Genomic DNA, 23,774 nt, shown 5'->3' on the forward strand with positions numbered 1-23,774 from the left:
GGCATGCCTTATGCAAATCGGATGTCGACTTTGTAGCTCAGACTGTTGGGTGGTGCTGTGACGCAGCGCAACATCGCCGATGCACCAAGTGGCCAGAGGCCTCCATCGGCAGAGCGGGCCCACCGCAAAATTGTGACAGACCCGCCCAAAATAGACGCAAAAGACCGGGTCGGCGTATGAGAGAGGGCACCGCTCAGGCCGAGCTTCAGATGGTATCGGCCGACGATAGGGCGAAGCAACGATCTATCGAAGGCTAGGCGCGGGCCTGAATCATGTCCCCCTCAAAGCGCGCAGCGGCATTCATGAGCGCCATCACCGATGCGGTGACGATGTTCTCGTGCATGCCTACGCCAAACCGTGAGCCGGGCACCCCAGGCAATGCGGCTTCGATGATGGCAATGGCGCAGGCGTCAGCGCCGTTGCCCAGGCTGCGCTCTTCATAGCTGTCTATGCGCAGCGGCCAATCCAGTGCAGCGACGGCGGCTGCAACAGGGCCGTTGCCGATGCCGCTGCGCAGCCTGGGTTGCCCGTCGGCATCGTGCCAGTGCAGTTCGATACCCTGGCCTTGCGGGTTGTCGAACAGGCGGTGGCTTTCATAACGCAGTGACCGAGATCCGGCTTGGGCATGCAGGTAGGTGGCTTCAAACAGCTCCCAGATTTGTGCGCTGCCGAGTTCGGTTTCGCTGCTGTCGGCCCAGGCCTGGACGATGGCGCTGAACTCGATCTGCATGCGCCGCGGCATGGTGATGCCCCTGTCCTTTTGCAGCAGAAAGGCAATGCCGCCCTTGCCGGACTGACTGTTGACACGCACGATGCTGTCATAGGTACGTCCCAGGTCCTGAGGGTCTACGGGCAAATAGGGTACGCGCCATGGAGCATCGGCTTTCTGCGCCGCAAAGCCTTTGGCAATCGCATCCTGGTGCGAGCCGGAAAATGCCGTGAACACCAGATCGCCCACATAGGGGTGGCGCGGATGGATGGGCAGGCCCGTCGAGGCTTCGGCAATGCGTGCCACGGCAGCGATGTCTGAGAAATCCAGGCCCGGAGCAATGCCCTGGGTGTAGAGGTTCAGGGCCAGCGTCACCAGATCCACATTGCCGCTGCGCTCGCCGTTGCCGAACAGGCAGCCCTCGACACGCTGGGCGCCGGCCAGCAGGGCCTGCTCGGCGCAGGCGACTCCCGTGCCTCTGTCGTTATGGGGGTGTACCGAAAGCGTGATGTGCTCGCGCCGCGCCAGACGCCGGTCCATCCATTCGATCTGGTCGGCAAACACATTGGCGGTAGAAACCTCCACGGTGGTCGGCAGGTTGATGATCATGGGGCGCTTGGGGCCGGCATCCCAGGCGGCAATCGCGGCATTGCACACGGCCAGGGAAACGTCCAGCTCGGCCATGCAAAAGGTCTCCGGGGAGTACTGCAGCACCCACTCGGTTTCGGGGTGCTGCTCGGTCAGGTGCCTGAGGTGGCGCACATGGTGCTCCACCATGGCAATGATCTGCGGCACTTCCATGCCAAAGACGATTTCGCGGAAGGCCGGGGCCACGGCGTTGTACAGGTGCACGATCACGCGGCGCGCGCCGGCCACGCTGCGCACCGTGGTGGCAATCAGGTCCTCGCGCAGCTGGGTGATGACCATGGGCGTGACGTCGTGCGGAATCAGCTGGGCATCGATGAGGTGACGCACGATGTCGAAGTCGGTCTGCGACGCGGAGGGGAAGCCGATTTCAATTTCCTTGAAACCAATGGCGACCAGCTCCTGGAACAGTCGCAGCTTGCGCTCTTGGTTCATGGGCTCGAACAGCGCCTGGTTGCCGTCGCGCAAATCGGTCGAAAGCCACACGGGCGCTTGCGTCAATGTTCGGGCAGGCCATTGGCGGGTGGGCAAGTCCACAACGGGAAATGCGCGGTATTTGGTAGAGGGATCAGCCAGCATAGAGACCTTGGAGTTGAAGAAACAATCACCTGGTCTCCCTGCCCGGATGGGGCTGGCTAAGGTCGGGGTCTGGGAAGACCAGGATGGGACCATGCGCGAACGCGTGCATGCAGACCCCGACCAGATGTCAGAGCCAGTAGGCGTAGCGAAAGCGGGTGGCAGTGTTTCACGGCAAAAATGCTTGTTGATGCAGACAGTGGGGCTACTTTATGTCGTCAACGGTATAGACTTCTATCGATAGATATTCATTTGTTGTAGAGATTTGGACAGATTGAATGGGTTTTGCATCTCCCGAACATGGCGCACATGCCCTGGATCTGCAGCATGCTCAGATCTCGTCACTGCCTGTCACCGGCGTTGAGCAGCGTTATCCGCCCGGCCATGTGGTGCCGCAGCACAGCCACGCGCGCGGCCATCTCATCTACGCCTCGGAAGGCGTGTTGCTGGTCGAGTCCCCCTGCGGCCAATGGCTGGTTCCTCCGACCACGGCAGTGTGGCTGCGCCCGGGCATGCTGCACCGCATCACGGCGACCACGGCGGTGCGGGCCTTTGGTCTGTTCATTGATGAAGCGTGCTCGGCAGGCTTGCCAGCACAGGACTGCGTGCTCCATGTCTCGCCGCTGGTCAGGGAGTTGATGGCGGCGCTCGCCGACTTGCCCCATCAGGCAGCGCATCGCCCGCGCGATGCACTGCTGGGTGCTCTGCTGCTGGAGGAGTTGAGGGCCCTGGCCCCGCTGCCGTATTACTTGCCTTGGCCTGAAGATGTGCTGATGCGACGCATTTGCGAGAGCATGCTGCGTGCACCGGCGCAGCGCACCACGGCGCAGGCCCTGGCCCGGCAACACGCTCTCACGCCCAAGACGCTGCACCGTCGATTCCTGAAAAGCACCGGGATGAGCTGGGGCCGGTGGTATCAGCAGATGCGCTTGATGGCCTCCATCCCCCAGTTGCTGCAGGGCATGGCCATCACGACCGTGGCACTGGAAAGCGGCTATGAAAGCCATAGTGCATATACGGCGGCTTTCCGCAAACAGTTCGGCCGCCCGCCATCGGAATTTGCGGCTGCGGCAGACAGAGCGACGCCACGTTAGCCGGTCTTGCTGCACACAGAGCCGCGGCTTGCGCAGCCGGTGCCTGCCACGCCAACATTTTTGCTCCCAAAAAATAGCTTCCAACGCTTGTTCATCAAGCGCTGAAAGCTATTTTTGATAATGAAGGCAGATTAGAGCTTCTTTACCAGTACCTGGCTCTTGCGGCCCCAGTTGTACTTGGCCTTGCGGGCTTCCGGCAGCCATTCGGGCTCCACGGGCTGAAAGCCGCGCTTGATGAACCAGTGCATGGTTCGCGTGGTCAGCACAAACATGGTTTCGCAGCCCAGAGCGCGTGCGCGCTGCTCGATGCGTTTGAGCAGCTTTTCGCCATCGCCCGTGCCCTGGCTCTTGGGCGAGACGGTGACGGCGGCCATTTCGGCGGTCTTGGCCTCGAGGTAGGGGTGCAGGGCCGCGCAACCGAAGATCACGCCGTCATGCTCGATGACGGTGTAGCTGGCGATATCGCGTTCGATCTCGGTGCGGTCGCGCTTGACCAGCGTGCCGTCGCGCTCGAAGGGCTCGATCAGCTGAATGATGCCGCCCACATCGTCGATCGTGGCCTCGCGCAGTTCTTCGAGCTTTTCGTCAATGACCATGGTGCCTATGCCGTCGTGCACATAGATCTCCAGCAGCAGCGCTCCGTCGGTCGAGAAGGGCAGGATATGGCTGCGCTCCACGCCATGCTCGCAGGCACGCACGCAGTGCTGCAGATAAAAGCCCACGTCGGTAGGCTGCTGTGCGGGCGGGAGCTGGGCCAGCAGGCGGCGCGCGGCGTCCAGCGGCAGCTCGGTATCGATGGGGTTGTTCTCGTCGGCCGGGCCGCTGGGGTCCATGCGCACGCCAGGCACTTCGGTCAGGAACAGCAGCTTGTCGGCCTTGAGCTCGATCGCCACGCGGGTGGCCACTTCTTCCATGCTGAGGTTGAAGGCCTCGCCCGTGGGGGAGAAGCCGAAGGGCGAGACCAGCACCATGGCTTCGGAGTCCAGTGCGCTGCGAATGCCTTCCACGTCGACCTTGCGCACCAGGCCCGAGTGCATGAAGTCCACGCCGTCGACGATGCCCACGGGACGTGCCGTGAGGAAGTTGCCCGAAATGACGCGCACGCGCGCACCGGCCATGGGCGTGTTGGGCAGTCCCTGGCTGAAGGCTGCTTCGATCTCATAGCGCAGCTGACCGGCCGCTTCCTGGGCACAGTCCAGCGCGATGGAGTCGGTGACTCGCATGCCGTTGTAGTAACGCGGCTCCTGGCCCTTGAGGCGCAATTGCTCGTTGACCTGGGGGCGGAAGCCATGCACCAGCACGATCTTGACGCCCATGGCCTGGATCATCGCCAGATCCTGGACGATGGAGCTGAGCTTGCCCGCATCAATGGCTTCACCCGTCAGGCCCACCACAAAGGTCTGGTGTCGGAACTTGTGGATATAGGGGGCCACAGACCGAAACCAGGGAACAAAGGTGAAATTGAAGACGGTGGACATGGCAGCGCGCGAAAACCTCGAAAAGCGGTAAAAAAGGCCTGCGTCGGGGTTTACGCAGGCCTGAGGCGCAAAGTGTAGCGGTTACTCGCGTGCCTTCGCTGGGTGCGGCAGGGTTTTGTGCGCGCTGATCGCACAGTTTGTGGTTTTTGTGGCGCGGTGTTTTCAAAAAATGACAACTTGTATCCGGGCTCAGCTCCTGGGGCAGCGCCCAACGCCATGCGCGGCAGATGCGGACACTGGCTTGCCGGCCGCGACGGGACAGGGCCTAGCCTTAGTCCAAGCCCTGTCGCGCATTGGAGCGCTAGTTCCAGTTGTCGATCTTGGTGTCGTGGGGAGACGGGCTGCCTTTGCCGGTCTCGGCCAACGCTTTGAGACTGAGCAGGAAGACGGCCCATTTCATGCTGCAATGGGCGGTGAACTCGACGGTTTCGCGCCAGTTCCGGTGGCCGAACAACAGGATGGTGTACCCGTCCTGGTGGCTCAGCTCGAAAGTTGCCTCGGTACCTATCCACTCTTGGGGCCCGTCTGTGAAGCGCCAGCGCACGCTGTGCTCTGTGTCCGGCCTGATGAGGTCGAAGCATATTTTCCCGAGCTCCCGACCGGACTGGTCGGTGAAGCGCGCGCTCATCGCGACTTCGGGCCCTGCGCTTGCGCTCATCTCCCTTGTCCACCAGCCGGCTATGCCTGCAGCGGACGAGATCGCCTGGAAAACATCGCCGATAGGCGCTCTGATGCCAATTCTATGAACGATGTCCACCATATCCTCGGTCTCCTCGCGGATTCAGATGGCTCAACGATACCGATAAATCGGCGCTGGCCAAGCAGCATTTCCACCGGCAAGGCTGGGCGCGGCAGGCACAGGCAGCGCAGGCTCAGGGGCGTGAGAACACTTCCACCCGTGCCGGCGGCAGATTGCCCCACACGGTTTCGCGGTCTATGCGCTTCAGGCCTGCGCTTTGCCAGGCGGATGCGCCAAACAGCGAGTAGGTGAACTGGATCACGCGGCCATCGCTGGTCAGCGAGCGGGCCCAGGTATCGGTGATCTTATGCACGGACTGATGGGGCAGTGAGCGAAGCGGCAGGCCGGAGACTACGGCCTTGACCGCTGCACGACCGAGAATCGAGGGCCAGTCACCGGCATCGGCGTGAAAAACGCTGATCTGCGGGAATCGCTTGGACAGGTAGCTGGCGAACGAGGAAGATTTTTCTATGATCACCAGTCTGTCGGGGGCGATGCCGCTGCGCAGCAGTGACTCGGTGATGACTCCTGTTCCTGCTCCAAGCTCTACCACCAGGCCCTCGTTTCCGCCGCACACCAAAGAGGCCATGGTGTTGCCCAATCGCTCCGAACTCGGGCACAGGGCGCCGATCTCGCGGGGAGACCGTATCACTTCGTTCAACAGCATGAAGTTGCACGACATATTTTTCATTCAGAGCTCTCCCAGGTCTGGCCCATTGTGCGGATGAGTTTGAGGTCAGCGCTGCAGGAAATATTGAACGCGCCTCGTCAGATAGATGGAAAAAACGGTAACAACGCCGCTGCCCAGCATGTCCACCAGATAGTGTCCGCCGTTGATGGGCGTGGAGATCAGCATCAGGATGTTCAATGCGAGCACCCAGCGAAAAAGTGCGAGCTGTCTGTAGGCATGGATGAGCAGCAAGGCAATCGTCGTGTGATAGGAGGGGAACGTGACGATGCCTTTCAGATCCCCGAATGCGAACTCGCTCAGGCCTGCCTCCCTGAGCGCCATGAAGTGAGGCAGGTGCACGGCGTTTTCCAGACCTACGGAGTGGTAGAAAAGAGTGCCTGCGGCAGGCAGCAGGCCCGATAGCAGGGCCGTCAGCATCAAGGCAGTGAACGACGACCACCACAGCTCCTCGTTTCGGTCGTCTCTTGCGCAGTGCGAGAGGTAGATGATCGAGAAAAAGATCTGTGGCAGCAGGCTGAAATAGGCCAGCGTGAGCACGGCTCTGATAAGCGGGTGTTGCTGGACAAAGTCATAGAAAGCCAGCCAGTTGAATCCCATAGCCTGATCCAGTCTGGTGAACTGAGCGTCCAGCAGCGGCAGGTTCAGGGTCGCGAATATATAGGTCAGTATCGTGCCGATCAGCGCTGTCACTATCCACAGGGCTGCGTAGAACGACATCTCGGACAAGGCCAGGCTACGCCCGGAATATCCATAGATCCAGCTGATGCTCAGCAGGATCAGAGTCGTCCAGAGCACCGGCTCGGTACCGGAAAATGCAAGTGGATGGGCATGTATCCACAGGGCTTCTCCGAGGGCCACGGCGGCCAGGAAAAGCATGGGCGCGAGCTTTCGGGGACTGATCAGTTGCCAGCCATTGACGGTTCCCTGCATCAAGTTCATCGCAAGCTCCCTGGTGGATCCATTCGATCGTCCGTGAGGCCGGCTGCCGCACCCGCTCCAGACCTGGGCCGGACACGGGCCAGGGCTGTCCTCGCTTGGCGGCATGCCCGGATCGTCCGGGGCATGCAGCAGTGGTGCGGCAGTCCAAGCCCGCCCTAGGCGCTTCCCGCGATCATGGGCAGCACCATGCGCAGCAGTCTGATGATTGCCGGACCCAGAACCACCATCACGATGGCGGGAAAGATGCAGGTCACCAGCGGCAGCAGCATCTTGGTGGGGATCTTGGCGGCCAGCTCCTCGGCACGCATCTGCCGCTTGTGACGCAGATCGTCCGAGAACACGCGGATGGAGTCACCGATGCTGGTGCCGAAGCGGTCCGCTTGCGTGAGCATGGCCGTGAAGGCGTGAATCTCGTCCACTCCGGTGCGGGCGGCCAGGTTGCGCAAGGATTTCTCGCGGGTGCTGCCGGCGCGCATTTCCAGGTTGGTCCAGTGAAGTTCCTGGGCCAGGGCTTCGCTTTTGATCCGGATCTCGGCAGTCACTTTGCCCAGCGCTGCATCCAGTCCCATGCCTGCCTCCACGCAGACCAGCATGAGGTCGGCGGCATCGGGGAAATTCTCGAAGATCTCGCGTTTGCGGCGCGCAGCCATCCAGCGCAGCACCAGATTGGGCAGATAGCAGGCCACAAGCCCGGTGACCAGCGGATAGAGCAGCAGCTGCAGGCTGTCTGTCGTGCCTTGGGCCAGCATCAGCGAATAGACCAGGAACATCATCACCAGAGGCAGCAGCGTCTTCGCGCCAAAATACAGCAAGGGCGCGTTTTCGTGGCGAATGCCTGCATTCAGAAAGCGCAGGCGCAACGGGGTGGCATCACTGCCCGCTGTGGGGGAGGATAGGTGGGCGAACGGCCCCACCAGCTTGACGGCGGTTTCTGTCCATCCGCCGGACAGAGGGGCTGGACTCAGCTCTTGCAGGCGCTGTTCGGTGACCGTGGGCGTGACCCAGAAGAACAGGGCTCCTGCAGCCAGCATGAGGGCAGCGAAAGTGAGCAGGGCGACGATTAACATGGCGGACTCCTTGCGGTTGGGACGCACTCATACCCGTATGCGGACAATGCGGCGCAGCATCAGAACACCGATGACCATGAGTCCGGCCAGCCATTGCAAAATGACGATGCCTATGGGGTCGGTCCACAGCGTGGACATGAATTCCGGGTTCACGAAATTGAGCAGGGCTGTCAGGGCAAAAGGCATCAGCCCCAGGATCCAGGCCGACAGTCGACCTTCGGAGGACAGAACTCGGATCTTGGCGTGAAGCTTGAGCCGTTCGCGGATCAGGCGACTCAGATTGCTCAGCATCTCGGTGAGGTTGCCGCCCGATTCGCGCTGTATCAACACGGCGACGATGAAGTAGCGCAGATCGGTGATCGGTATTCTTTCTCCGAGATTGTTCAAGGCCTGCTGCAGCGAGGTGCCGTAGTTGATCTCGTCGTGCACGAGGCGGAACTCGCCGGCTATGGGCTCGGACAGCTCTTCTCCGGCCATCTGCAGGCCTGCGGAAAATGCGTGGCCGGCGCGCAATGCCCGCGAGATCAGATCCAGTGCTTCGGGGATCTGGCGCTCCAGCAGGCCCAGGCGCTGACTGCGCTTGCGCTGCAGGTAAAGCCATGGCAGGCAGCCCGGGACGGCACCGGCGAGCAGTACCAGCTCCATGGGCAGATGGAACATGCTTGCGGCCAGCGCACCCAGGAAGAACATTATCCCGACGCCGAGCAGCAAACCGGAGACCGTCCATTCCAGGCCCGACTGAACAATCACGCGGTCGAGCTGGTGGGCGCGCGGCATGCTTTGCAGCATGCGCTGCATCCTGGGCATGTCGCTGAGTACACGTTCCTTGACCAGCTTGGTCGGACTGCTGTGATCGTCAGCGGCAGACAAGGCCCTGAGCCGGCGTTCAAGCCGCTTTGCCTCGGGACTCCTGTACTGCTTCCAGACCAGATGAACGCCTTCGAGCAGCAACAGCACGGCGGCAAACACCAGTGCAATGATCACCAGGATCGAGTGGGAAGAAAAAAAGGACAGCATGACAGCACCTTTGGGCCGAGTTCATTGATAGTGACGCTCTGGAGCGAAGATGCTGTCGGGCAGCGCAATGCCGAAGCCTTTGAGCCGGTCAGCGAACTTGGGCCTGACGCCCGTGGCGTGGAAATACCCCTGGACTTCGCCGCTTGCACCGACGCCGGTCTGGGTGAAGGCAAAGATCTCCTGCATGGTGACCACATCGCCCTCCATGCCGGTGATCTCCTGGATGCTGGTGATCTTGCGCTTGCCGTCGGTAAGCCGCAGCACCTGCACGATCACCGTGATGGCCGAGGCAATCTGCTGGCGCGCGGCCTGGTGCGGCAGATTGAGGCCCGCCATGCCGACCATGTTCTCCAGACGTGCCAGCGAGTCGCGCGCAGTGTTGGCGTGGATGGTCGTCAGCGAGCCTTCGTGGCCGGTATTCATGGCCTGCAGCATGTCTACCGCTTCGGCGCCCCGGACTTCGCCGATGATGATGCGGTCCGGGCGCATGCGCAGGGCGTTGCGCACCAAAGAACGCTGCGTGATTTCACCGCGGCCCTCTATATTGGGAGGACGTGTTTCCATCCGCACCACATGCGGCTGCTGCAGCTGCAGCTCGGCGGCATCCTCGATGGTGACCACACGTTCCACGGCAGGAATGTAGCCCGAGAGAATATTGAGCAGCGTTGTCTTGCCGGCACCCGTACCCCCGGAGATGATCATGTTCACCTTGGCCTTGGCCAAGGCTTCCAGGGTCAGGGCCATCCCTGGTGTCAGACTCTTGAGGTCCTGGATCAGGTTCTCCATGCGCAGCGGGATGCGTGCAAAGCGCCGGATCGACATCATGGGGCCATCGAGCGCCACGGGAGGGATGACGGCGTTGACGCGCGATCCGTCGGGCAGGCGGGCATCGACCATGGGACTGGACTCATCGATGCGCCGGCCGATGCGCGAGACGATCTTGTCGATGATGCGCAGCAGATGCTTGTCGTCCGTGAAGACCACGGGCGTGAGTTCCAGGCGACCAAGGCGCTCCACATAGATCTGATCGTGGCGGTTGACCAGGATGTCGGAGATCGCAGGGTCGGTCATGAGCAGCTCGAGAGGGCCGAAGCCCAGCATCTCGTGCTGGATGTCGCGTATCAGCAGCCTTCTCTCCAGATCGTTGACGACCGCAGAGTCCTCCTCCAGCAGGCGCTCGGTCATGCTGGCAATCTCCTGTTGCAGCGTCTGCGTGGGCAGCGACTCCAGCGCTGCCAGGTCGAAGCGCTCCAGCAGCTTGGCATGAATGCGCGCCCTGAGCGCCAGATAGGCAGCGGAGTGCCCGTAGTGCGGTGCGGCAGGCGCAGAGGCAGGCGCTTGCGGCGCGGCGACCTCGGGCGTGTCCGCCGCTTCGGGAACAACCTGCAGCGCCGGCTTGGAGGCGCGTGTCGCTGATGTGGCCAAGAAATCTCTGAGTGACATGACGGTCTCCTTGTGCGCTAGAGGGGGCTCATGCCCGGCGGAAGAGCCGGTTCAAAAAGCCGTTGCTGTCTTCCCGGGCCTGAGGCGACAGCGCATCGGCCCAGGAGTCCAGTTCGCGGACCACGGCGCTGTTGCGGCAGGACTCGGCCAGCGGCACTCCCGCATTGATGGTTGCCTGCACTTCCGGCGCGGCGTCGGGAATGCTGCGCCATTGCTGCTCCAGCCCCAGTGCCTTGCGCACTTCGGGCAGGCCGATTTCACTGCGCCGTTCGACCCGGTTCAGTACCGGATACAGGCGGCTTTCGGGATAGCCCAGATCGCGGAACATGTGCAGCAGCTTCTGTGCATTGCGCACGGCTGGCACATTGGGCAGCAACACGGGAACGATCAGCTGGGCCCTGTCAAGCACCCGCAGAGCCAGCGGATCAAGCACACGCCCCATGTCGATCAGCACAAAGTCATAGTGCATGCCGGCGAGCTGCAGGATGGCATCCACATGCGCCGGCTCCACCTCCATGGCATGCATGGCGTTTTCGGGGGCCGCCAGCACATGCAGATGAGGGGTGACCTTGACGGTGCTGGCCGTGAGAAAGGACGCATCGAGTCGATGGATGTCACGGGCCACATCTGCCAGGGTCGAGGCGGGCTTGGCTTCATGCAGATAGGCCAGGGTGTCGCCGAACTGCAGATTGAGGTCGATCAGCAACACCGAGTGCCTGCGCGCCAGCATCCAGCCGAGATTGGTGGTCAGAAAGGTGGCTCCGCTGCCGCCCTTGCAGGGCAGCAAGGCCATGATCTGGCCCTGATGGCGGTCCGCCGTGTGATGCTGCAGCTTGGCGGCGATACGGTGCACGGCGTCCAGCAGAGCCTGATGCGGAGCCGGTGAAGTCAGCACTTCGCGAACGCCGGCGCGCATGGACTGCAGCAGAAACTCGGGTGTCTGCTGGGCACACAGCAAGATGACGGCAATGTGCGGCTGATGCGTGGTCACATACTCCACCGGCGCGAGGTCGGCCGGCTCGCAGCACATGCCGTCCACAATCATCAGATCGGGCCGGTGCTGCTCTGCAATCGAAGGCATGCGTGTCTTGCCGCCTTCGAAGGTCTGGACCTGGTGCGATTGCTCCTGCAGCATGCGGGCCATCTCCTGAAGATGGGTGGTGTTGGGAGAGATGATGGCGATTTTCATGATGTGGTCACCCCTGGTTAGCTTGAGCAGGCCGTGCTGCTGTTGATGTCCTGGCGCATGACTTCCCGGGGCAGCGTGCTGGCGAAGCCGGGCATGGGAATGGCCGTTTGCAGCCCCTGGCCTACGATGGGCGATATCCATTGGAATTTCAGCCCCGTGATCGCGACGGTTACGCTTTGGCAGCTTGCCGTGGTGCAGCCGGAGGGGGCCCAGCTGACATTGATGGTGTTCACCTGGGGCAGCAGGGCCTGCATGCGCGCAAGCACCTTGGCCTGCTGGGCGGTGTCGTCGCAGACCGCGGCATACCGTGCCCCGGCCCGCGCAGCTTCGTTGGCCGCTACCCAGGTGAACAGCATGCGGCTGAAATCCAGGATGCCGAACAGAAACATCAGGAAGATCAGCAGAGCCAGGGCAAACTCGATGATGGTTGCTCCGCGCTCGCTGCGGGAGTGACGTGTGGTTTTCATGTCTGTGTCCTCATCGTGGCGGCGATATTGCTCAGCGTCAGGCCGCCGTTGGCATCGCCCAGTTGCAAGCCGAAGACGCTGGCGGTCATGGAGCGAAAGCGGTAGCCGGTGACGGTCACGGTGACCGTGTTGATCAGCGGATAGGTTCCGCTGGTCTGCCAGGAGCAGCTCACGGAGCCGGTGTTCAGACCGGGGGCAAGAGGTGTGGTTCCCGCCGTGGTCTGGCCGTACACCACCAGGTTCTGTGCCTGGCCGCAGCCGGTGTTGGGCAGCTGCACCGAGAGATAGCGCACCGCATCGCGCACTGATTTGGCGACCGTGTTGTATTCGTAGAGCGCTCGGCCGAATTCGACCACCAGCATGCTCAGAAGGATTAGCAGGGGCAGGATCAGAGCCAGTTCCACCAGCTCCACTCCCTGTTGCCTATGGTGCTTGGGCATGGCGTTCACCTCACGAGGACGGGAACCAGCGGGCCGGCGGAGCCGCCTGCGAGTCCGCTGGTGGTGCAGGGGCTGCCACTGGCACTGGCATTGCCCAGGTACTCGAGCTTGACGTCATCGACCGGGATCGCCATGGGCTCGAGCATGAGCATGCAGGCGAAATCGACCACCTTGCGGCCGGTATCGACGATGGGCACCGTCACGATGCGGCGGTCTGCGCCATAGGTCTTGAGCTGCGCTGATGTGGCGACCGAGGAAAAGCCGCCGCCCTGCTGGCCGCACTGTGCCGGGTTGTTGCCACAGGGCGTGAACGCCAGACGCTGGGCGAGAAAGTTGGGCGTGCTGCCCGAGCTGCCGTTGTAGGCGCTGCGGCCGGCGCTCCAGGTGCTGGTGTTGTAGATATAGCCGGTGTAGTCTGGCCGGCCCACGCTGGGGCCGCTGGAGTTCTTGTAGATGCCGAATCTATAGTTCCAGATCTCGACGACGGAGGCCTGAACGCCGGGTGTCCCCAGGGTGTCGCCCAGCTTGCTGCCGCAATGGCCGTTGAGTTCGTCGGCAGTCTCGGAGGCACTGTTGGAGCCGTCCAGATTGGCCCAGCCGAAGGTGCTGCCGCCGTTGGACTTGGCCAGCAAGGTGAGCCAGTCTCCCACGGCATAGCCGTAGTCGGGTTTGGTTGCCCCGGGCGTTTTTGCTTGCAGAGCCGCCGGAATCGGGCAGGCGCTCTGCGCACTGGCCCGTGTGGCCACCGCATTAGCGCCCACATTGGCGGTGGCTGGAAAGCTGGTGCTGTTGCCGGAGAAGGCCCCCAGCGCCTTCAGCAGCCATATGCCGATATTGGATTGGGTGTGCGTGCACTGCGAATAGACGGCAGCGGTCGCGCTGGTGGTGCTCAGATAGCTGGCGTCGCGAAAGCTGACATCGGCGGCGGTGATCTGGCCCTGGCCGCTCCAGTTGGCCGATTGCAGGTTCACGCCGTTGAGGTTGCCGGCAGCAGCACCAGCGCTCACGGCGCGGCTGATGGCATCCGGCTGCTTGTTGAGTTCGCGCGCCGCGGCCAGCGCGCAGCTGTCAAGTGCCGTCTGCAGCTCTGTCCTGACGATGAACAGGCGCCCGAAATCCAGCGCGATGCCCATGAATCCCAGCAGCAGCAAAAGAGCCAGTGCTGCCGTGACGATGATGGCGCCATGCTGCTGGCGCCGTGAACTGCGCCGGCTGCGGCTTCCGGCAGGCCGCACCAGGGTCGGGGCAAGAATGCGGGTGCTCATGATGGACTCTCATAGGGCGGCAGAACCGGTGAAAGGAATGCGGGTCAGAGGCGGTCGGCGCCGCAGCAGGACTGCTGCGCCGACCCCTTTGACGTCGCTGCTAGGAGCAGGTGCCCGTCAGGCAGTTCGAGACTCGTGTGATGAAGTCCGCAAACTTGCCGCCAGCCAGGCCCTGAATTGCCAGTACCAGTGCGATGGAGACCACGGCAATGATCAGCGCGTACTCGACGACCTGCGCACCTTCATCGTCCCTGAGTAAGTGCTGCAGGTGATTGCCCCATTGGGTGATGGAGTGCATGACCTTCTCCTGTAAAGAAGTAAGTCCAGGACCGCATGAGGGCCTGGGTTACGAGCAGGTCCCTGTCCCCGTCAGGCAATTCGAGACGCGGGTGATAAAGGAGGTAAAGCTAGTGCCCGTGGTCAGTGCCCGGAGCGCGACGACCAGCGCGATGGAGACCACGGCAATGATCAGTGCGTACTCGACGACTTGCGCACCTTCATCGTCACGAGCAAAAGACAGCAGGGAATGGCCAAATTGTTGAGCGATATGGGACATGATGAACCTCACAATGTTGATGGATGGAATACCGTTTCGAAAGGTCGGCGGCTGTGCCGAGGGCTGGCGTGCAAGGCCGGTGTGCGATCAGGGCTCCTTTCGGAATCAATGGGCTTGATGGTGAAAATCTGGCGGCTGCTCAGGGCGTGCCGCCGCTGTTACCGCCGCTGTTGCCGGAGTTGTTGCTGCTCAGCGAGCCGCCAATATTGATGACGTTGATGGCCTGAGGCGGGCTCTTGTAGCTCTGCTCGTACCGCTCCATGCTGTGGCGCGTGGCGCGGCCGTCCATGCCGGTGGCACCGTCCACGCCGACTCCGGCCGTCTTGCCCGCTTGCGGGTCTATGGTCATCTGCAGGCGGGCGTTGCGTACGGCTTCGCCAAAGCGGGCGTCGTAGTTGGGGGTTGTGCTGCCGCAGCCCGCCAGCAGGGCGGCGAGGGCCACGGGAAATAGGATGCTGCGTTCGGTCATGGCTTGACTCCGGTTCAGGTGGGCGGATTCAGGGGGGCGGGACGGTCGACCGAGGGCTCGACCGGTGCCGGTGCTTGCAGCTCCTGGGGTGCTGCGGCTGGTGCCGGCATCGGTGTGGCTGCGCCGGCAGGCGCGGGTGCAGGTGCAGGTGCTGTCTTCTCTGCGGGCGCGGGCTTGGAGCTCTCCAGTGCGCCGTTCAGATAGCGCTCGGCGCGTGAGGGCACCACATGGTTGTCGGTGGGCACCCTGGGGGCTTCGGCCAGAGCCTGTACCAGGCGCGGAGTGATGATGAACATCAGCTCGGTCTGATCGGTCTGGAACTCGGTGCTACGGGCCAGCGCGCCGAGAACCGGTATTTCCCCCAGCCCCGGAAAGCGTTTGACGGCCTCGGTGATATTGTTTTTGATGAGGCCGGCAATGACCAGGCTTTGCCCGTCATTGAGCTGCACCGTGGTGTCCGCGCGCCTTACCGTGAGCGATGGGATCACGGAGGTGACGCCATTGATGGAGGTGAAGGGCGAACCGGTCTGCGACAGATCCGAGACCTCGGACACCAGCTTGAGGTTGACGCGCGAGTTGCCGAGCACGGTCGGTGTGAACTTGACGCCGATGCCGAACTCCTTTTCCTCCAGCGTCATGACCGGTACACCGTTGGTATTGGTCTGCGCCACAGGAATGAAGATCTTGCCGCCCGAAAGAAAGCTGGCCTGCTGGCCGCTGATGGCCATGATGTTGGGCTCGGCCAGGATGCGCACCAGGCCGTCATCCTTTTGCCCGTCAATGCTGATCGAGCCTTTGCCGATGCGCAAGGCGCTCAACACGCCACTGCCGCCGCTCAGGAAGTTGGAGAGGATGCTGTAGCTGTTCTGGCCGTTGCTGGCGACGCGCTGGCCCGCAAGACTGGAGCCCAGCTTGTCGAGCAAGGTCTTGCTGACCTCGGCAATCTTGACTTCCAGCATCACCTGGTGAGGCGAGGTGGTGCGCAGCAGGTTGACGATCTTCTTGCTGTCGCTATAGGCGCCGGCGAGCGTCACCACATCGTCCAGGCGCAGCGGATTGCTGATCTCTCCGCTCAGGACCAGGGCATTGTCGGCCCCCTGGACGCGGATGCTGCGCTCCTCCGGCATGAGCTCGCTGAGCTTGGCCTGCAGTGGACCTGGGTCCATGGTGACGATCACGTCCTTGATGAAGCAGGCACCTTGGGCGTTCTGCAGGATGACGTTCATGGAGCCGGACTTGCGGCCGCGAAAGAACAGATCCCTGGGGCTGAGCAACTGCACTTCGATATCGCCCATGCCGTTCTGTACCTGCATCTGCGGCTGTGCGTTGGCGGCTGCCTGGCCGGCTCCCGGTGTCTGGCCGCTGACCAGGATGCGCGCCATGGGCGAGTTCAGCGGGATGACCACGGATTTACCCAGCGTGACCGTGGTCGGGTCCTCTGTGTGAATGGCCGTGCAGTTCCTGGCGGGCAGGGTGGTGCGGGGAGCTGCGGGAGCGGCCGCAGCCACAGGGCCGGGCTGGGCAGGTGTGCCCGCAGACTGGGCCAGCACAGGTGCTGAGCTGGCGAGCAGCATGCTAGCTGCCAGATATAGGTGATGGTGTTGCACGGCCGACCTCTCTGAGTGGTTACGGTAGAAGATCAGAAGCAGTTGAGAGTTCGAGCGCCGCCCTGGATCACTTCGACACAGGTGGCTGTCGAAGCCTGGGGTGCGGGCCTGGCTCGCTGCATCACGGGTTTGGCGGGTGCTGCGACCTTGACGGGGGCAGGCACAGGCTCAGGTGTTCCAAACAGCTGGTGCTTGGTGATGCCGACGGTGCTGGTCGGATCCTTGTCGATCTGGTTGCGCAGCACCAGTGAAAGATTGCCCACGCTGCGTGCTAGATCGAGCTTCTCGGCATCACCGGGGCTCAGCTCGAGGGTGACGGCGCTCACCACCTTGGGCTTGGTTTCGTCGCGGTCGGCTTCCTGGGCCACGGCCAGGACCAGCACGTTTTCAAGTACGGTCTTGCTGATCTGGCGCGAATCCTCCATCTTGCCGGCCTGCTCCTGCTGGGCATTGACCACCACATCCACGTAGTTGCCGGGCAGGGCGAAGCCCGCTACACCGACCACATCGTTGACGCGCACCGTCATGGCCCGCTTGCCCGGAGCGATGACGGCTGCCAGTCCGCCCTTGGTTCCGACCGGTGCCAGCTTGCCTTCGAGCACGGCCTCGCCGCGCAGCACGCCGACCTTGACCACTCGGTCCTGCAGCTGCTGCATGTCATGGAAAGAGCCGTCTGGTATGGAGCCCCGTGGCCAGTCCACGGTGTTGAGCATGTTCGGCAAAATCTTGCCGCCCAGTGGAATGTCGGTGGCAGCAACGACCACCTTGTCGGCGTCCAGGCTGCCGCGCTGGGCGACCCAGTTGGCGGCGTAGACTGCGGCCGCCAGACTGGCCAGTACGGCGAGGACAAACAGACCCAAAGCTTTGAGGTTTTTCATGGGAGGCTCCCGCTATGCCGTGATGTAAGTGACTAGACCCAGGTGAACTGCCGAGCGACCAGGAACGCCAGGGTTCCCAGGGCGATGCTGACGCCGTAAGGCAGCTTGCCTACCGAATGCGCCGAGCTGGAGCGGGCATCGGGAGCGATCCCTGCCGCGACATTGATGTAGAGCAGCTGGACGGCCTCGGCAGAGTTGCGCAGCAGCTTGCCGGCCATGCGGTGCCAGAGTGCGTAGCTGATGGCAGCCACACCGCCGGTGATGAAGATAAAGATCATGGCCTGCCAGGTGGCTTCGGGTCCGATAAAGCTGCCGACCATGGCCATCAGCTTGACGTCGCCACCGCCCATGGCATGCACCAGATACAGCGGCAGCATCATGGCCAGACCCAGCGCCATGCCGCCCAGCGCCCAGAAAAAGCCGCCGCTATGGGGGTGGTGGGCCAGCAGGCCATAAAGCAGGGCCAGGGTGATGCCACCAACAGTCAGGCGATTGGGGATGCGCCGTGTGCGCAGATCGCTGATGCTGGCAGCCAGCAGGAGCAGCAGCAGCATCAGTGAGCGCGGCTCGGTGAACAGGCCGGCCATCAGCTCGGATGCTGCGCTGAGTTCGGAAGATGTCATGGTCAAACTCCAGTCCTGTGTTCAGCGAATCCTGTTCGGGCCTCAGAGTTGACGCTGGCTGTTCGCTGCGTTCAGCTCATCTGACTGATGTCTGCAGGATTCGGGCGATGTGTGACTAAATACAATTTTTCTATCAACTTCATTCTTTTGTTTAATTTTGTAGAAATACTATTCCTATAGAAATCGCTTATCAATATCTGATCTCGTAAGATTTTTTCTAATCTGCATGAGGTGCAAATGTGACGTCTTTGTAGGTTGCGTAAGCAGTGGTCTCATACGCTTGCTGACGCAGATCGGCCCACAGTCGGAGCCGGCTACAGAGGGCGCTCGCAAGGCCTTGCCTGGCGCCCGCGCGCACGGCAGCCGGGGATGCGGCAGAGACGCTGACACGAATTGAAGACAGGCCGGGCCCGGTGGAGCCTGGTAGGTGCTGAAATGTGCTGTGGGCGTTACCCATGTTCCGCCACCTGAAGTGCCCGCTGCTGCATGGCGGGGCAGGCCCGGGCGTCGGCATCACGGCTCGGGGGCAAGGCCGTCGTGGGACTGAGTAGCCGCTTTTAGGGATGAGTCCGGGGTAGTCCTTGGCAAGCTGCTGCCCGGCAGGAGGCCGGCATTTCCTCCTGGCCTGCTGGCAGCGGTACTGACGACGGTTTGCTGCGAGCGTTGATCCGGTCTTCAGTCCACACCCGCTCGGTACATTCACAGGGTGGTGATGCTATATAAAATATAGCTTATAGCTCTTTGCCTGAATGGATTTAAAGGTGGAAGTAACTCTATTCCATTGCCTGCAATGCGATACAAGCTTCTATTTTGATAGCTGTTTTGTTAGCTGTCTTGATAGCTGTCTGGAGGCGGAAAACACCGTTGCAGCTTCAGGCCGCCAGCGCAGCTTCAGGCGTTTGCCCTGCGCTGGCTGTGCAGGCCCAGCAGCACCAGCACGACGGCCACCAGCGGCAGCATGCCGATATTGATGCCGTTCCAGCCAGCGCTGTGCAGCAACTGGCCCGATCCGAACGAGGCCACGGCCACCGTGCCGAAGACCAGGAAGTCATTGAGTGCCTGCACCTTGGCGCGCTCCGAAGGGCGGTAACACTCGGTCAGCAGCGCCGTGGCACCGATGAAGCCGAAGTTCCAGCCCACGCCCAGCAAAATCAGCGAGCCCCAGAAGTGGAAGATATCCAGGCCCATCAAGGCCAGCACGCCGGCCGCGCCTATCATCAGCAGGCCCAGAGCGGTCACGGGCCGCTTGCCATAACGCGCAATCAGCTTGCCGGTAAAAAAGCTGGGCACGAACATGGCCAGCACATGCCATTGGATGCCCATGGCGGCTTCGCCCACGCTGTGGCCGCAGCCCACCATGGCCATGGGTGCAGCGGTCATCAAAAACGCCATCAGTCCGTAGCTGACCACACCGGCCGCGCAGGCCACGACGAACTGGGGCGTGCGGGCAATTTCGCCCAGCGGCCTGGCGTCGTCAGCCACGGCTTTTTTGCTCTGAGGCGGCGGCAGACGCAGGCCCATGAGCAGGGGCAGGGCCAGCAAGGCCAGCGCCGCCTGGCTGTAGAAGCTGCCGGCAAACGGGGTGGCAGGCAGAGCGTCGCGCGTCCAGATCACCACCTGCGGGCCGATGATGGCGGCAATCAGGCCGCCGATCATCACGCGCGAAATGGCCTTGGCCTGTTGCGCGGGCTCGCTCACCATATCGGTGGCGGCGAAGCGGTAGCTCTGCACGCAGGCCGCATAAAAGCCGGCCAGCGCCGTGCCGATGCAGAAGGTGACGAAGTCGCTGTGCGCAATGCCTTGCGCGGCGACCACGCCGGAGATCACGCCCAAAATGGCACCCAGCACATAGGCCGCGCGGCGGCCCATGCGGTTCATGATCCAGGCGGCAGGCAGGGTGGACAGTGCCAGCCCGAGCTGGTAGATGCTGACCGGCAAGGTGGACGCCGTAGGGTTGGACGACAGCTGCTGCCCGACCAGTCCGCCCAGTGAGATGATGATGGGCGGAGAGGCTCCTCCCAGGGACTGGGCTGCGACCAGCAGGCCCATATTGCGGCTTTGTTGTGTGTTGTTGTCTGTTTGCATAAATCGCTTCGGCTGTCCATGCTTGTGCGCAGATTTGTCACATCTTGCAGCATTCATATTGGCCGCACATTAAAAGGTCTGCTGCGGGCATGATGCGGATACGAGCCTGGTTATCGAAGTGAATGGAAGTGAGATATGACGTTGAAATGCCTGACTGGCCGGGCTGCGTGCCTGAACATCGCTATGGCGCTCATGAGCTCTACGTCAATGGCGCATGCCGAGACGGCAGACACCTTGCATGAAGCGGTAGTCTGGTCGGCGAGCTATCGCGGCGAGATCGCCGGCAAGGCAGTCAAGCTGGAGTTGTGGCGGCTGGGCGGTGCCGTCGGCGGAAGCTATTGCTATGAACCTTGCAATCGGCCCGGAGCCACGCTGGATCTGGAAGGCTCGGCAAGCGGACAGCTGACCGAGACGCCGATGGCGGGAGTAAGCGATCCCAGGCCGTCGGGCCGCTGGTCGCTGGCGGCTTTGCCGGGCATGGCGCCGCCGCGTCTGCAGGGTCAGTGGCAGTCCATGGACGGCAAAAGGCGCTGGCCGGTCCATCTGCTGCGCCAGCCCCCGGATTTTCCTCATGCGCTGCATTACGAGCTGCGCCTGGTGATGAATCAGAAGCTGCGCTCCCTGGCCGACTGCGGAGAACATATGGAACTGCAGGTGTCTGCCATTCAGGTCTATGAGCAGGGACGCCTGAAGCAAAGCCTGCCGACCGACGCCGTAGGCAGCTGCTGGCTGGTGCAGCCACGCTGGGTGGATGCGAATTTTGATGGCTGGCCGGACCTGACCCAGGCGCTGGTTCTGCCTGCGGGGCCGAATATTGCGCACCGCACCTGGATTTACGACCCGGACACGCAGAAGCTGGTGCTGGGGCCGCAGTCCCTGCAGGACATCAGCTCGCCCGCCTTCGATGGCAAGGCCAGGCGCATCTACAGCGAATGGCGTGCCAGCTGCTGCAGCCATGGCGTGGACATCTACGCCTGGAAGCTAGAAGGGCCGGAGCTGGTCGAGCAGGCCGAAAGCTATATGCTGCCGGTGCGCAAGGGCGGCAAGCTCATGGCCTGCTATCAGATGCCGGGCTATGCGCAAGGCCATGTGCGCTGGCCTGGCGGCCTGTACCAGCGCGGCAGCGACCTGAGACTGGCACAGGAGCCCGCGGCCGACTGGTGCGATGCCGATCCTGCCGCCACCATGGGTCAGAACCAGGTGCAGGTGCTGGCCGAGCCCAGAGCCGGGCAGCCACCCCGGGTCCTCAAGATCTATGGCGCAAGCTACCGCAAGGTCGATACGCCCCAAGGTGCCCGTTACTGCCCCGATATCGCGGTTTTCGATGCCGATGCCCACAAGGTGGTGCGTGTGCTGATGAGCGAGAACGCCGAGCAGGACTGCGAGGCGGAAGATCCCGCTCGGGGCCAGCCCTGAAAACGGCTTGACGCTATGCACGGAAATCGCTTGCTGCTATCTTTTTGAGAAGGTTTGCGTGTTATACAATTTAACCAATTGAGATTCATTCTCAATAAACCTTAGCCACGCACTTCGTTTTAGCCATAGGAGATCGATCGAAAACGAGGTCTACATGGCAACCCCAGTTCGTGGCGGCGCAGGCAAGGCGCCGTCGGCTTCAGCGCTCGCCTCCACGCGGCTCGCTCCATTCGCGCATTGGCTGTCTTCTGCGGCGTGCTGCAGCCCCCGCTCAGCCGTGGGGCTGGCGGTGTTGGTCGTTTTGAGTGCCGGCGCCCAGGCGCAGTCCCAGACGACGGACCCGCAGGAAAAACGCCTGAGCGAAGTCACCGTGTCCGGCAAGCAGGACGGCAGCGCTTTGCCTGCGCTTGCTCCTGGCGCCCAGGTTGCCAAAGGGGCGGCGCTAGGTCTGCTGGGCAATGTGGATGTGATGGATGCTGCTTTCAACATCACCGCCTACTCCGAAGAGCTGATCCGCGACCAGAATGCGGCCACGCTGGCTGCCGTGCTGGAAAACGACTCCTCGGTGCGTTTCACCACCAATACCGGCCATGTCAACGAGAACTATGTGATTCGCGGCTTCGACGTCAACGCCAGCGAAGTGGCTTTCAACGGCCTGTACGGACTGGCGCCCGACAGCCATGTGCCGACCGAGATGATCGAGCGCGTGGAACTGCTCAAGGGCCCGGGGGCGCTGCTTGGCGGCATGGCTCCCAATGGAGCGGTGGGCGGCGTGGTGAATGTGGTCAGCAAGAAGCCGCTGGCCGGTGATCTGACGCGGCTGACCACCACTTTCACCTCGGGTTCGCAGCTGCAGGAGCATGTGGATGTATCGCGGCGCTTCGGCCCCGAGCGCCGCCTGGGCATACGCTTCAACGGCGCGCTGTCCAGCGGGGAAACCGAGGTCGACGACCAGAAGCGCCGCCGCCGTCTGGGCGCGGTGGCGCTCGACTATCAAGGCGACCGCTTCACGCTGGGACTGGATGCCTATCACTACAAGGTGAATCTGGACAATGGCAGTCCGGTAATGGTGAGCTTTGGCAAGATGAAGAATCTGATCGGCGCGCCCGACGCCAGCAACAATCTGTTTCGCGGCGTCAACACCGAAGTGGAGAACAAGTCGGTGGCGCTGCGCGGCAGTTTCGAGCTGAGCGACAGCTGGCAGCTCTACGGCAGCCTGGGCAAGGCCTGGCATGACTATGCAGGTCAGCCCACGGGCACACGCGTGGTGCTCAATGCCGTGGGCGACGGCTCTGCCGTGGGGCAGACCTATAACCTGCAGGGCTATACCAACAGCACGGCGCTGGACGCGGGTTTGCGCGGGCGCTTCAAGACCGGCGATGTGGGCCATCAGCTGGTGTTCTCGTTCAACGAGCTGCAGCAGCAAAGCGGGCGCGCGCTGCCCATCGTGGTCAGCAGCAGCTACACCACCAATATCTACGATCCGGTGCTGCCGGTTCTGGCCGGCCCGCGCAATGCCGTGCGCCAGGAAAACGACAATGTGATCCGCAGCCTTGCCGTGGCCGATACCCTGAGCCTGCTGCAAGACAGGCTGCAGCTGACGCTGGGCGCGCGCCACCAGCGCGTGAATCAGAAGATGAAGGGCTACGACGAGAGCGCCGTCACTCCCATGCTGGGCCTGGTGGCCAAGCCCTGGGGCGAGGATCTGTCCTTCTACGCCAACTACATCGAGGGGTTGAGCCCCGGCCTTGAGGTCGGCTCCACCTATGCCAATGCAGGCGAGACATTCGCGCCCTACAAATCCAAGCAGATGGAGGCGGGCGTGAAGTGGCGCCGCGCAGGCTGGACGAATACGCTGTCGCTGTTCCAGATCGAGAAGCCTTCGACCACCATCGATACGGCGGCCAATACCCTCAAGCTCAATGGCGAGCAGCGCAATCGCGGTGTGGAGTGGAATACCTTTGGTGCCGTGAGCTCCAGTTTGCGCGTGCTGGGCGGGATCACGTACCTGCAGCCCAAGCTGACCAGCACCCAGGGCGGCTCCAACGACGGCCATGATGCATTCGGCGCGGCGCGCTGGGCCGCCAATCTGGCGGCAGACTGGGATGTGCCGGGTGTGGCCGGTCTGGCGCTGAACGCACGCCTGGTGCACACGGGCAAGCAGTGGGTCAACTCGGCCAACACCTTGCGTGCACCGAGCTGGACGCGCTTTGATGTCGGCGCCCGCTACACCACGCGCGTTGCCGACAAGAAAGTGGTCTTGCGCGGTACGGTGGACAACGTCTTTGGTCGCAACTACTGGGCTGGAGCCTTTGCCGACAACTTCCTGACCGTGGGTGCACCGCGCACCGTGCGCATCAGCGCTGCGGTGGACTTCTGAG

22 protein-coding genes are annotated in these 23,774 nt (G+C 62.5%); 3 read left to right on the plus strand and 19 right to left on the minus strand.

All coding sequences use genetic code 11. The features are described from left to right. Positions 1-253: 253 nt before the first annotated feature. Positions 254-1,933, minus strand: coding sequence for a 2-isopropylmalate synthase (locus AC1RTQ_RS21410; protein WP_492878714.1), 1,680 nt, complete (start codon positions 1,931-1,933; stop codon positions 254-256). 275 nt (positions 1,934-2,208) lie between these two features. On the opposite strand from AC1RTQ_RS21410, the gene AC1RTQ_RS21415 reads away from it, so the two are divergent. After that, positions 2,209-3,024, plus strand: a complete 816-nt coding sequence (locus tag AC1RTQ_RS21415; protein ID WP_492878716.1) for an AraC family transcriptional regulator — start codon at positions 2,209-2,211, stop codon at positions 3,022-3,024. 131 nt (positions 3,025-3,155) lie between these two features. Here the strand turns inward: AC1RTQ_RS21415 and argA are convergent, their stop codons facing one another. From argA to AC1RTQ_RS21505, 18 genes are all read right to left on the minus strand, one after another. Continuing rightward, positions 3,156-4,502, minus strand: a complete 1,347-nt coding sequence (argA, locus tag AC1RTQ_RS21420) for an amino-acid N-acetyltransferase (protein ID WP_003079639.1) — start codon at positions 4,500-4,502, stop codon at positions 3,156-3,158. Between the two features lie 301 nt (positions 4,503-4,803). After that, a complete protein-coding gene (locus AC1RTQ_RS21425; RefSeq protein WP_492878718.1) occupies positions 4,804-5,262 on the minus strand; it encodes an SRPBCC family protein in 459 nt (152 codons plus the stop codon). Between the two features lie 112 nt (positions 5,263-5,374). Next, complete coding sequence (locus AC1RTQ_RS21430) at positions 5,375-5,932, minus strand: class I SAM-dependent methyltransferase (RefSeq protein ID WP_492878720.1); 558 nt, start codon at positions 5,930-5,932, stop codon at positions 5,375-5,377. Positions 5,933-5,977: 45 nt separating this feature from the next. Then, entirely contained in the window at positions 5,978-6,871 is an 894-nt protein-coding gene (locus AC1RTQ_RS21435) for a phosphatase PAP2 family protein (RefSeq protein ID WP_492878723.1), read from the minus strand. A gap of 155 nt (positions 6,872-7,026) precedes the next feature. After that, complete coding sequence (locus AC1RTQ_RS21440; protein WP_492878725.1) at positions 7,027-7,938, minus strand: type II secretion system F family protein; 912 nt, start codon at positions 7,936-7,938, stop codon at positions 7,027-7,029. A gap of 27 nt (positions 7,939-7,965) precedes the next feature. Continuing rightward, positions 7,966-8,955 carry a type II secretion system F family protein gene (locus AC1RTQ_RS21445; RefSeq protein ID WP_492878727.1) on the minus strand — a complete coding sequence of 330 codons (990 nt, stop codon included), beginning with the start codon at positions 8,953-8,955 and terminating at the stop codon, positions 7,966-7,968. Positions 8,956-8,976: 21 nt separating this feature from the next. Next, complete coding sequence (locus AC1RTQ_RS21450; RefSeq protein ID WP_492878729.1) at positions 8,977-10,398, minus strand: TadA family conjugal transfer-associated ATPase; 1,422 nt, start codon at positions 10,396-10,398, stop codon at positions 8,977-8,979. Positions 10,399-10,426: 28 nt separating this feature from the next. Beyond that, positions 10,427-11,587 (minus strand): CpaE/TadZ family protein, encoded by a 1,161-nt coding sequence (locus AC1RTQ_RS21455; RefSeq protein WP_492878731.1) that lies wholly within the window; start codon positions 11,585-11,587, stop codon positions 10,427-10,429. 17 nt (positions 11,588-11,604) lie between these two features. Further along, on the minus strand, positions 11,605-12,054 hold the full coding sequence (locus AC1RTQ_RS21460; protein ID WP_492878733.1) for a TadE/TadG family type IV pilus assembly protein: 450 nt from the start codon (positions 12,052-12,054) through the stop codon (positions 11,605-11,607). Further along, entirely contained in the window at positions 12,051-12,494 is a 444-nt protein-coding gene (locus tag AC1RTQ_RS21465; RefSeq protein WP_492878735.1) for a TadE/TadG family type IV pilus assembly protein, read from the minus strand. Before AC1RTQ_RS21465 ends, AC1RTQ_RS21460 begins: the two co-directional genes overlap by 4 nt. Positions 12,495-12,499: 5 nt before the next feature. Then, positions 12,500-13,759 (minus strand): pilus assembly protein TadG-related protein, encoded by a 1,260-nt coding sequence (locus tag AC1RTQ_RS21470; RefSeq protein ID WP_492878736.1) that lies wholly within the window; start codon positions 13,757-13,759, stop codon positions 12,500-12,502. Between the two features lie 100 nt (positions 13,760-13,859). Next, complete coding sequence (locus tag AC1RTQ_RS21475; protein WP_492878738.1) at positions 13,860-14,057, minus strand: Flp family type IVb pilin; 198 nt, start codon at positions 14,055-14,057, stop codon at positions 13,860-13,862. Positions 14,058-14,105: 48 nt separating this feature from the next. Continuing rightward, the gene (locus AC1RTQ_RS21480; protein ID WP_492878739.1) at positions 14,106-14,315 is read right to left on the minus strand and encodes a Flp family type IVb pilin; all 210 of its coding nucleotides are present in this window, start codon (positions 14,313-14,315) and stop codon (positions 14,106-14,108) included. A 139-nt stretch (positions 14,316-14,454) separates the two neighbouring features. Further along, on the minus strand, positions 14,455-14,784 hold the full coding sequence (locus tag AC1RTQ_RS21485; RefSeq protein ID WP_492878741.1) for a hypothetical protein: 330 nt from the start codon (positions 14,782-14,784) through the stop codon (positions 14,455-14,457). A 14-nt stretch (positions 14,785-14,798) separates the two neighbouring features. After that, positions 14,799-16,358, minus strand: coding sequence for a type II and III secretion system protein family protein (locus tag AC1RTQ_RS21490; RefSeq protein ID WP_492878743.1), 1,560 nt, complete (start codon positions 16,356-16,358; stop codon positions 14,799-14,801). A gap of 65 nt (positions 16,359-16,423) precedes the next feature. Continuing rightward, positions 16,424-17,269 (minus strand): Flp pilus assembly protein CpaB, encoded by an 846-nt coding sequence (gene cpaB, locus AC1RTQ_RS21495; RefSeq protein WP_302091060.1) that lies wholly within the window; start codon positions 17,267-17,269, stop codon positions 16,424-16,426. A gap of 32 nt (positions 17,270-17,301) precedes the next feature. Next, the gene (locus tag AC1RTQ_RS21500) at positions 17,302-17,892 is read right to left on the minus strand and encodes an A24 family peptidase (protein ID WP_492878745.1); all 591 of its coding nucleotides are present in this window, start codon (positions 17,890-17,892) and stop codon (positions 17,302-17,304) included. A gap of 891 nt (positions 17,893-18,783) precedes the next feature. Next, complete coding sequence (locus AC1RTQ_RS21505) at positions 18,784-19,977, minus strand: MFS transporter (protein ID WP_302091058.1); 1,194 nt, start codon at positions 19,975-19,977, stop codon at positions 18,784-18,786. 192 nt (positions 19,978-20,169) lie between these two features. Here AC1RTQ_RS21505 and AC1RTQ_RS21510 point away from each other — a divergent pair, with 192 nt between their 5' ends. Together AC1RTQ_RS21510 and AC1RTQ_RS21515 are read left to right on the plus strand one after the other, a co-directional pair. After that, the gene (locus AC1RTQ_RS21510) at positions 20,170-21,393 is read left to right on the plus strand and encodes an XAC2610-related protein (RefSeq protein ID WP_492878748.1); all 1,224 of its coding nucleotides are present in this window, start codon (positions 20,170-20,172) and stop codon (positions 21,391-21,393) included. A gap of 154 nt (positions 21,394-21,547) precedes the next feature. Beyond that, entirely contained in the window at positions 21,548-23,773 is a 2,226-nt protein-coding gene (locus tag AC1RTQ_RS21515; protein WP_492878750.1) for a TonB-dependent receptor, read from the plus strand. The last annotated feature ends 1 nt before the right edge of the window (position 23,774 follow it).

It is taken from the genome of Comamonas sp. GW821-FHT11H03 (genome assembly GCF_058807955.1).

Bases quoted from the DNA above. Each gene is read 5' to 3' on its own strand.
- AC1RTQ_RS21510 (WP_492878748.1), top strand. From the start codon at position 20,170: ATGAGCTCTACGTCAATGGCGCATGCCGAGACGGCAGACACCTTGCAT.
- argA (WP_003079639.1), bottom strand. From the start codon at position 4,502: ATGTCCACCGTCTTCAATTTCACCTTTGTTCCCTGGTTTCGGTCTGTG.
- AC1RTQ_RS21430 (WP_492878720.1), bottom strand. From the start codon at position 5,932: ATGAAAAATATGTCGTGCAACTTCATGCTGTTGAACGAAGTGATACGG.
- AC1RTQ_RS21415 (WP_492878716.1), top strand. From the start codon at position 2,209: ATGGGTTTTGCATCTCCCGAACATGGCGCACATGCCCTGGATCTGCAG.
- AC1RTQ_RS21425 (WP_492878718.1), bottom strand. From the start codon at position 5,262: ATGGTGGACATCGTTCATAGAATTGGCATCAGAGCGCCTATCGGCGAT.
- AC1RTQ_RS21410 (WP_492878714.1), bottom strand. From the start codon at position 1,933: ATGCTGGCTGATCCCTCTACCAAATACCGCGCATTTCCCGTTGTGGAC.
- AC1RTQ_RS21485 (WP_492878741.1), bottom strand. From the start codon at position 14,784: ATGACCGAACGCAGCATCCTATTTCCCGTGGCCCTCGCCGCCCTGCTG.
- AC1RTQ_RS21460 (WP_492878733.1), bottom strand. From the start codon at position 12,054: ATGAAAACCACACGTCACTCCCGCAGCGAGCGCGGAGCAACCATCATC.
- AC1RTQ_RS21435 (WP_492878723.1), bottom strand. From the start codon at position 6,871: ATGAACTTGATGCAGGGAACCGTCAATGGCTGGCAACTGATCAGTCCC.
- AC1RTQ_RS21480 (WP_492878739.1), bottom strand. From the start codon at position 14,315: ATGTCCCATATCGCTCAACAATTTGGCCATTCCCTGCTGTCTTTTGCT.
- AC1RTQ_RS21505 (WP_302091058.1), bottom strand. From the start codon at position 19,977: ATGCAAACAGACAACAACACACAACAAAGCCGCAATATGGGCCTGCTG.
- AC1RTQ_RS21500 (WP_492878745.1), bottom strand. From the start codon at position 17,892: ATGACATCTTCCGAACTCAGCGCAGCATCCGAGCTGATGGCCGGCCTG.
- AC1RTQ_RS21445 (WP_492878727.1), bottom strand. From the start codon at position 8,955: ATGCTGTCCTTTTTTTCTTCCCACTCGATCCTGGTGATCATTGCACTG.
- AC1RTQ_RS21455 (WP_492878731.1), bottom strand. From the start codon at position 11,587: ATGAAAATCGCCATCATCTCTCCCAACACCACCCATCTTCAGGAGATG.
- cpaB (WP_302091060.1), bottom strand. From the start codon at position 17,269: ATGAAAAACCTCAAAGCTTTGGGTCTGTTTGTCCTCGCCGTACTGGCC.
- AC1RTQ_RS21515 (WP_492878750.1), top strand. From the start codon at position 21,548: ATGGCAACCCCAGTTCGTGGCGGCGCAGGCAAGGCGCCGTCGGCTTCA.
- AC1RTQ_RS21440 (WP_492878725.1), bottom strand. From the start codon at position 7,938: ATGTTAATCGTCGCCCTGCTCACTTTCGCTGCCCTCATGCTGGCTGCA.
- AC1RTQ_RS21475 (WP_492878738.1), bottom strand. From the start codon at position 14,057: ATGCACTCCATCACCCAATGGGGCAATCACCTGCAGCACTTACTCAGG.
- AC1RTQ_RS21470 (WP_492878736.1), bottom strand. From the start codon at position 13,759: ATGAGCACCCGCATTCTTGCCCCGACCCTGGTGCGGCCTGCCGGAAGC.
- AC1RTQ_RS21450 (WP_492878729.1), bottom strand. From the start codon at position 10,398: ATGTCACTCAGAGATTTCTTGGCCACATCAGCGACACGCGCCTCCAAG.
- AC1RTQ_RS21490 (WP_492878743.1), bottom strand. From the start codon at position 16,358: ATGCTGCTCGCCAGCTCAGCACCTGTGCTGGCCCAGTCTGCGGGCACA.
- AC1RTQ_RS21465 (WP_492878735.1), bottom strand. From the start codon at position 12,494: ATGCCCAAGCACCATAGGCAACAGGGAGTGGAGCTGGTGGAACTGGCT.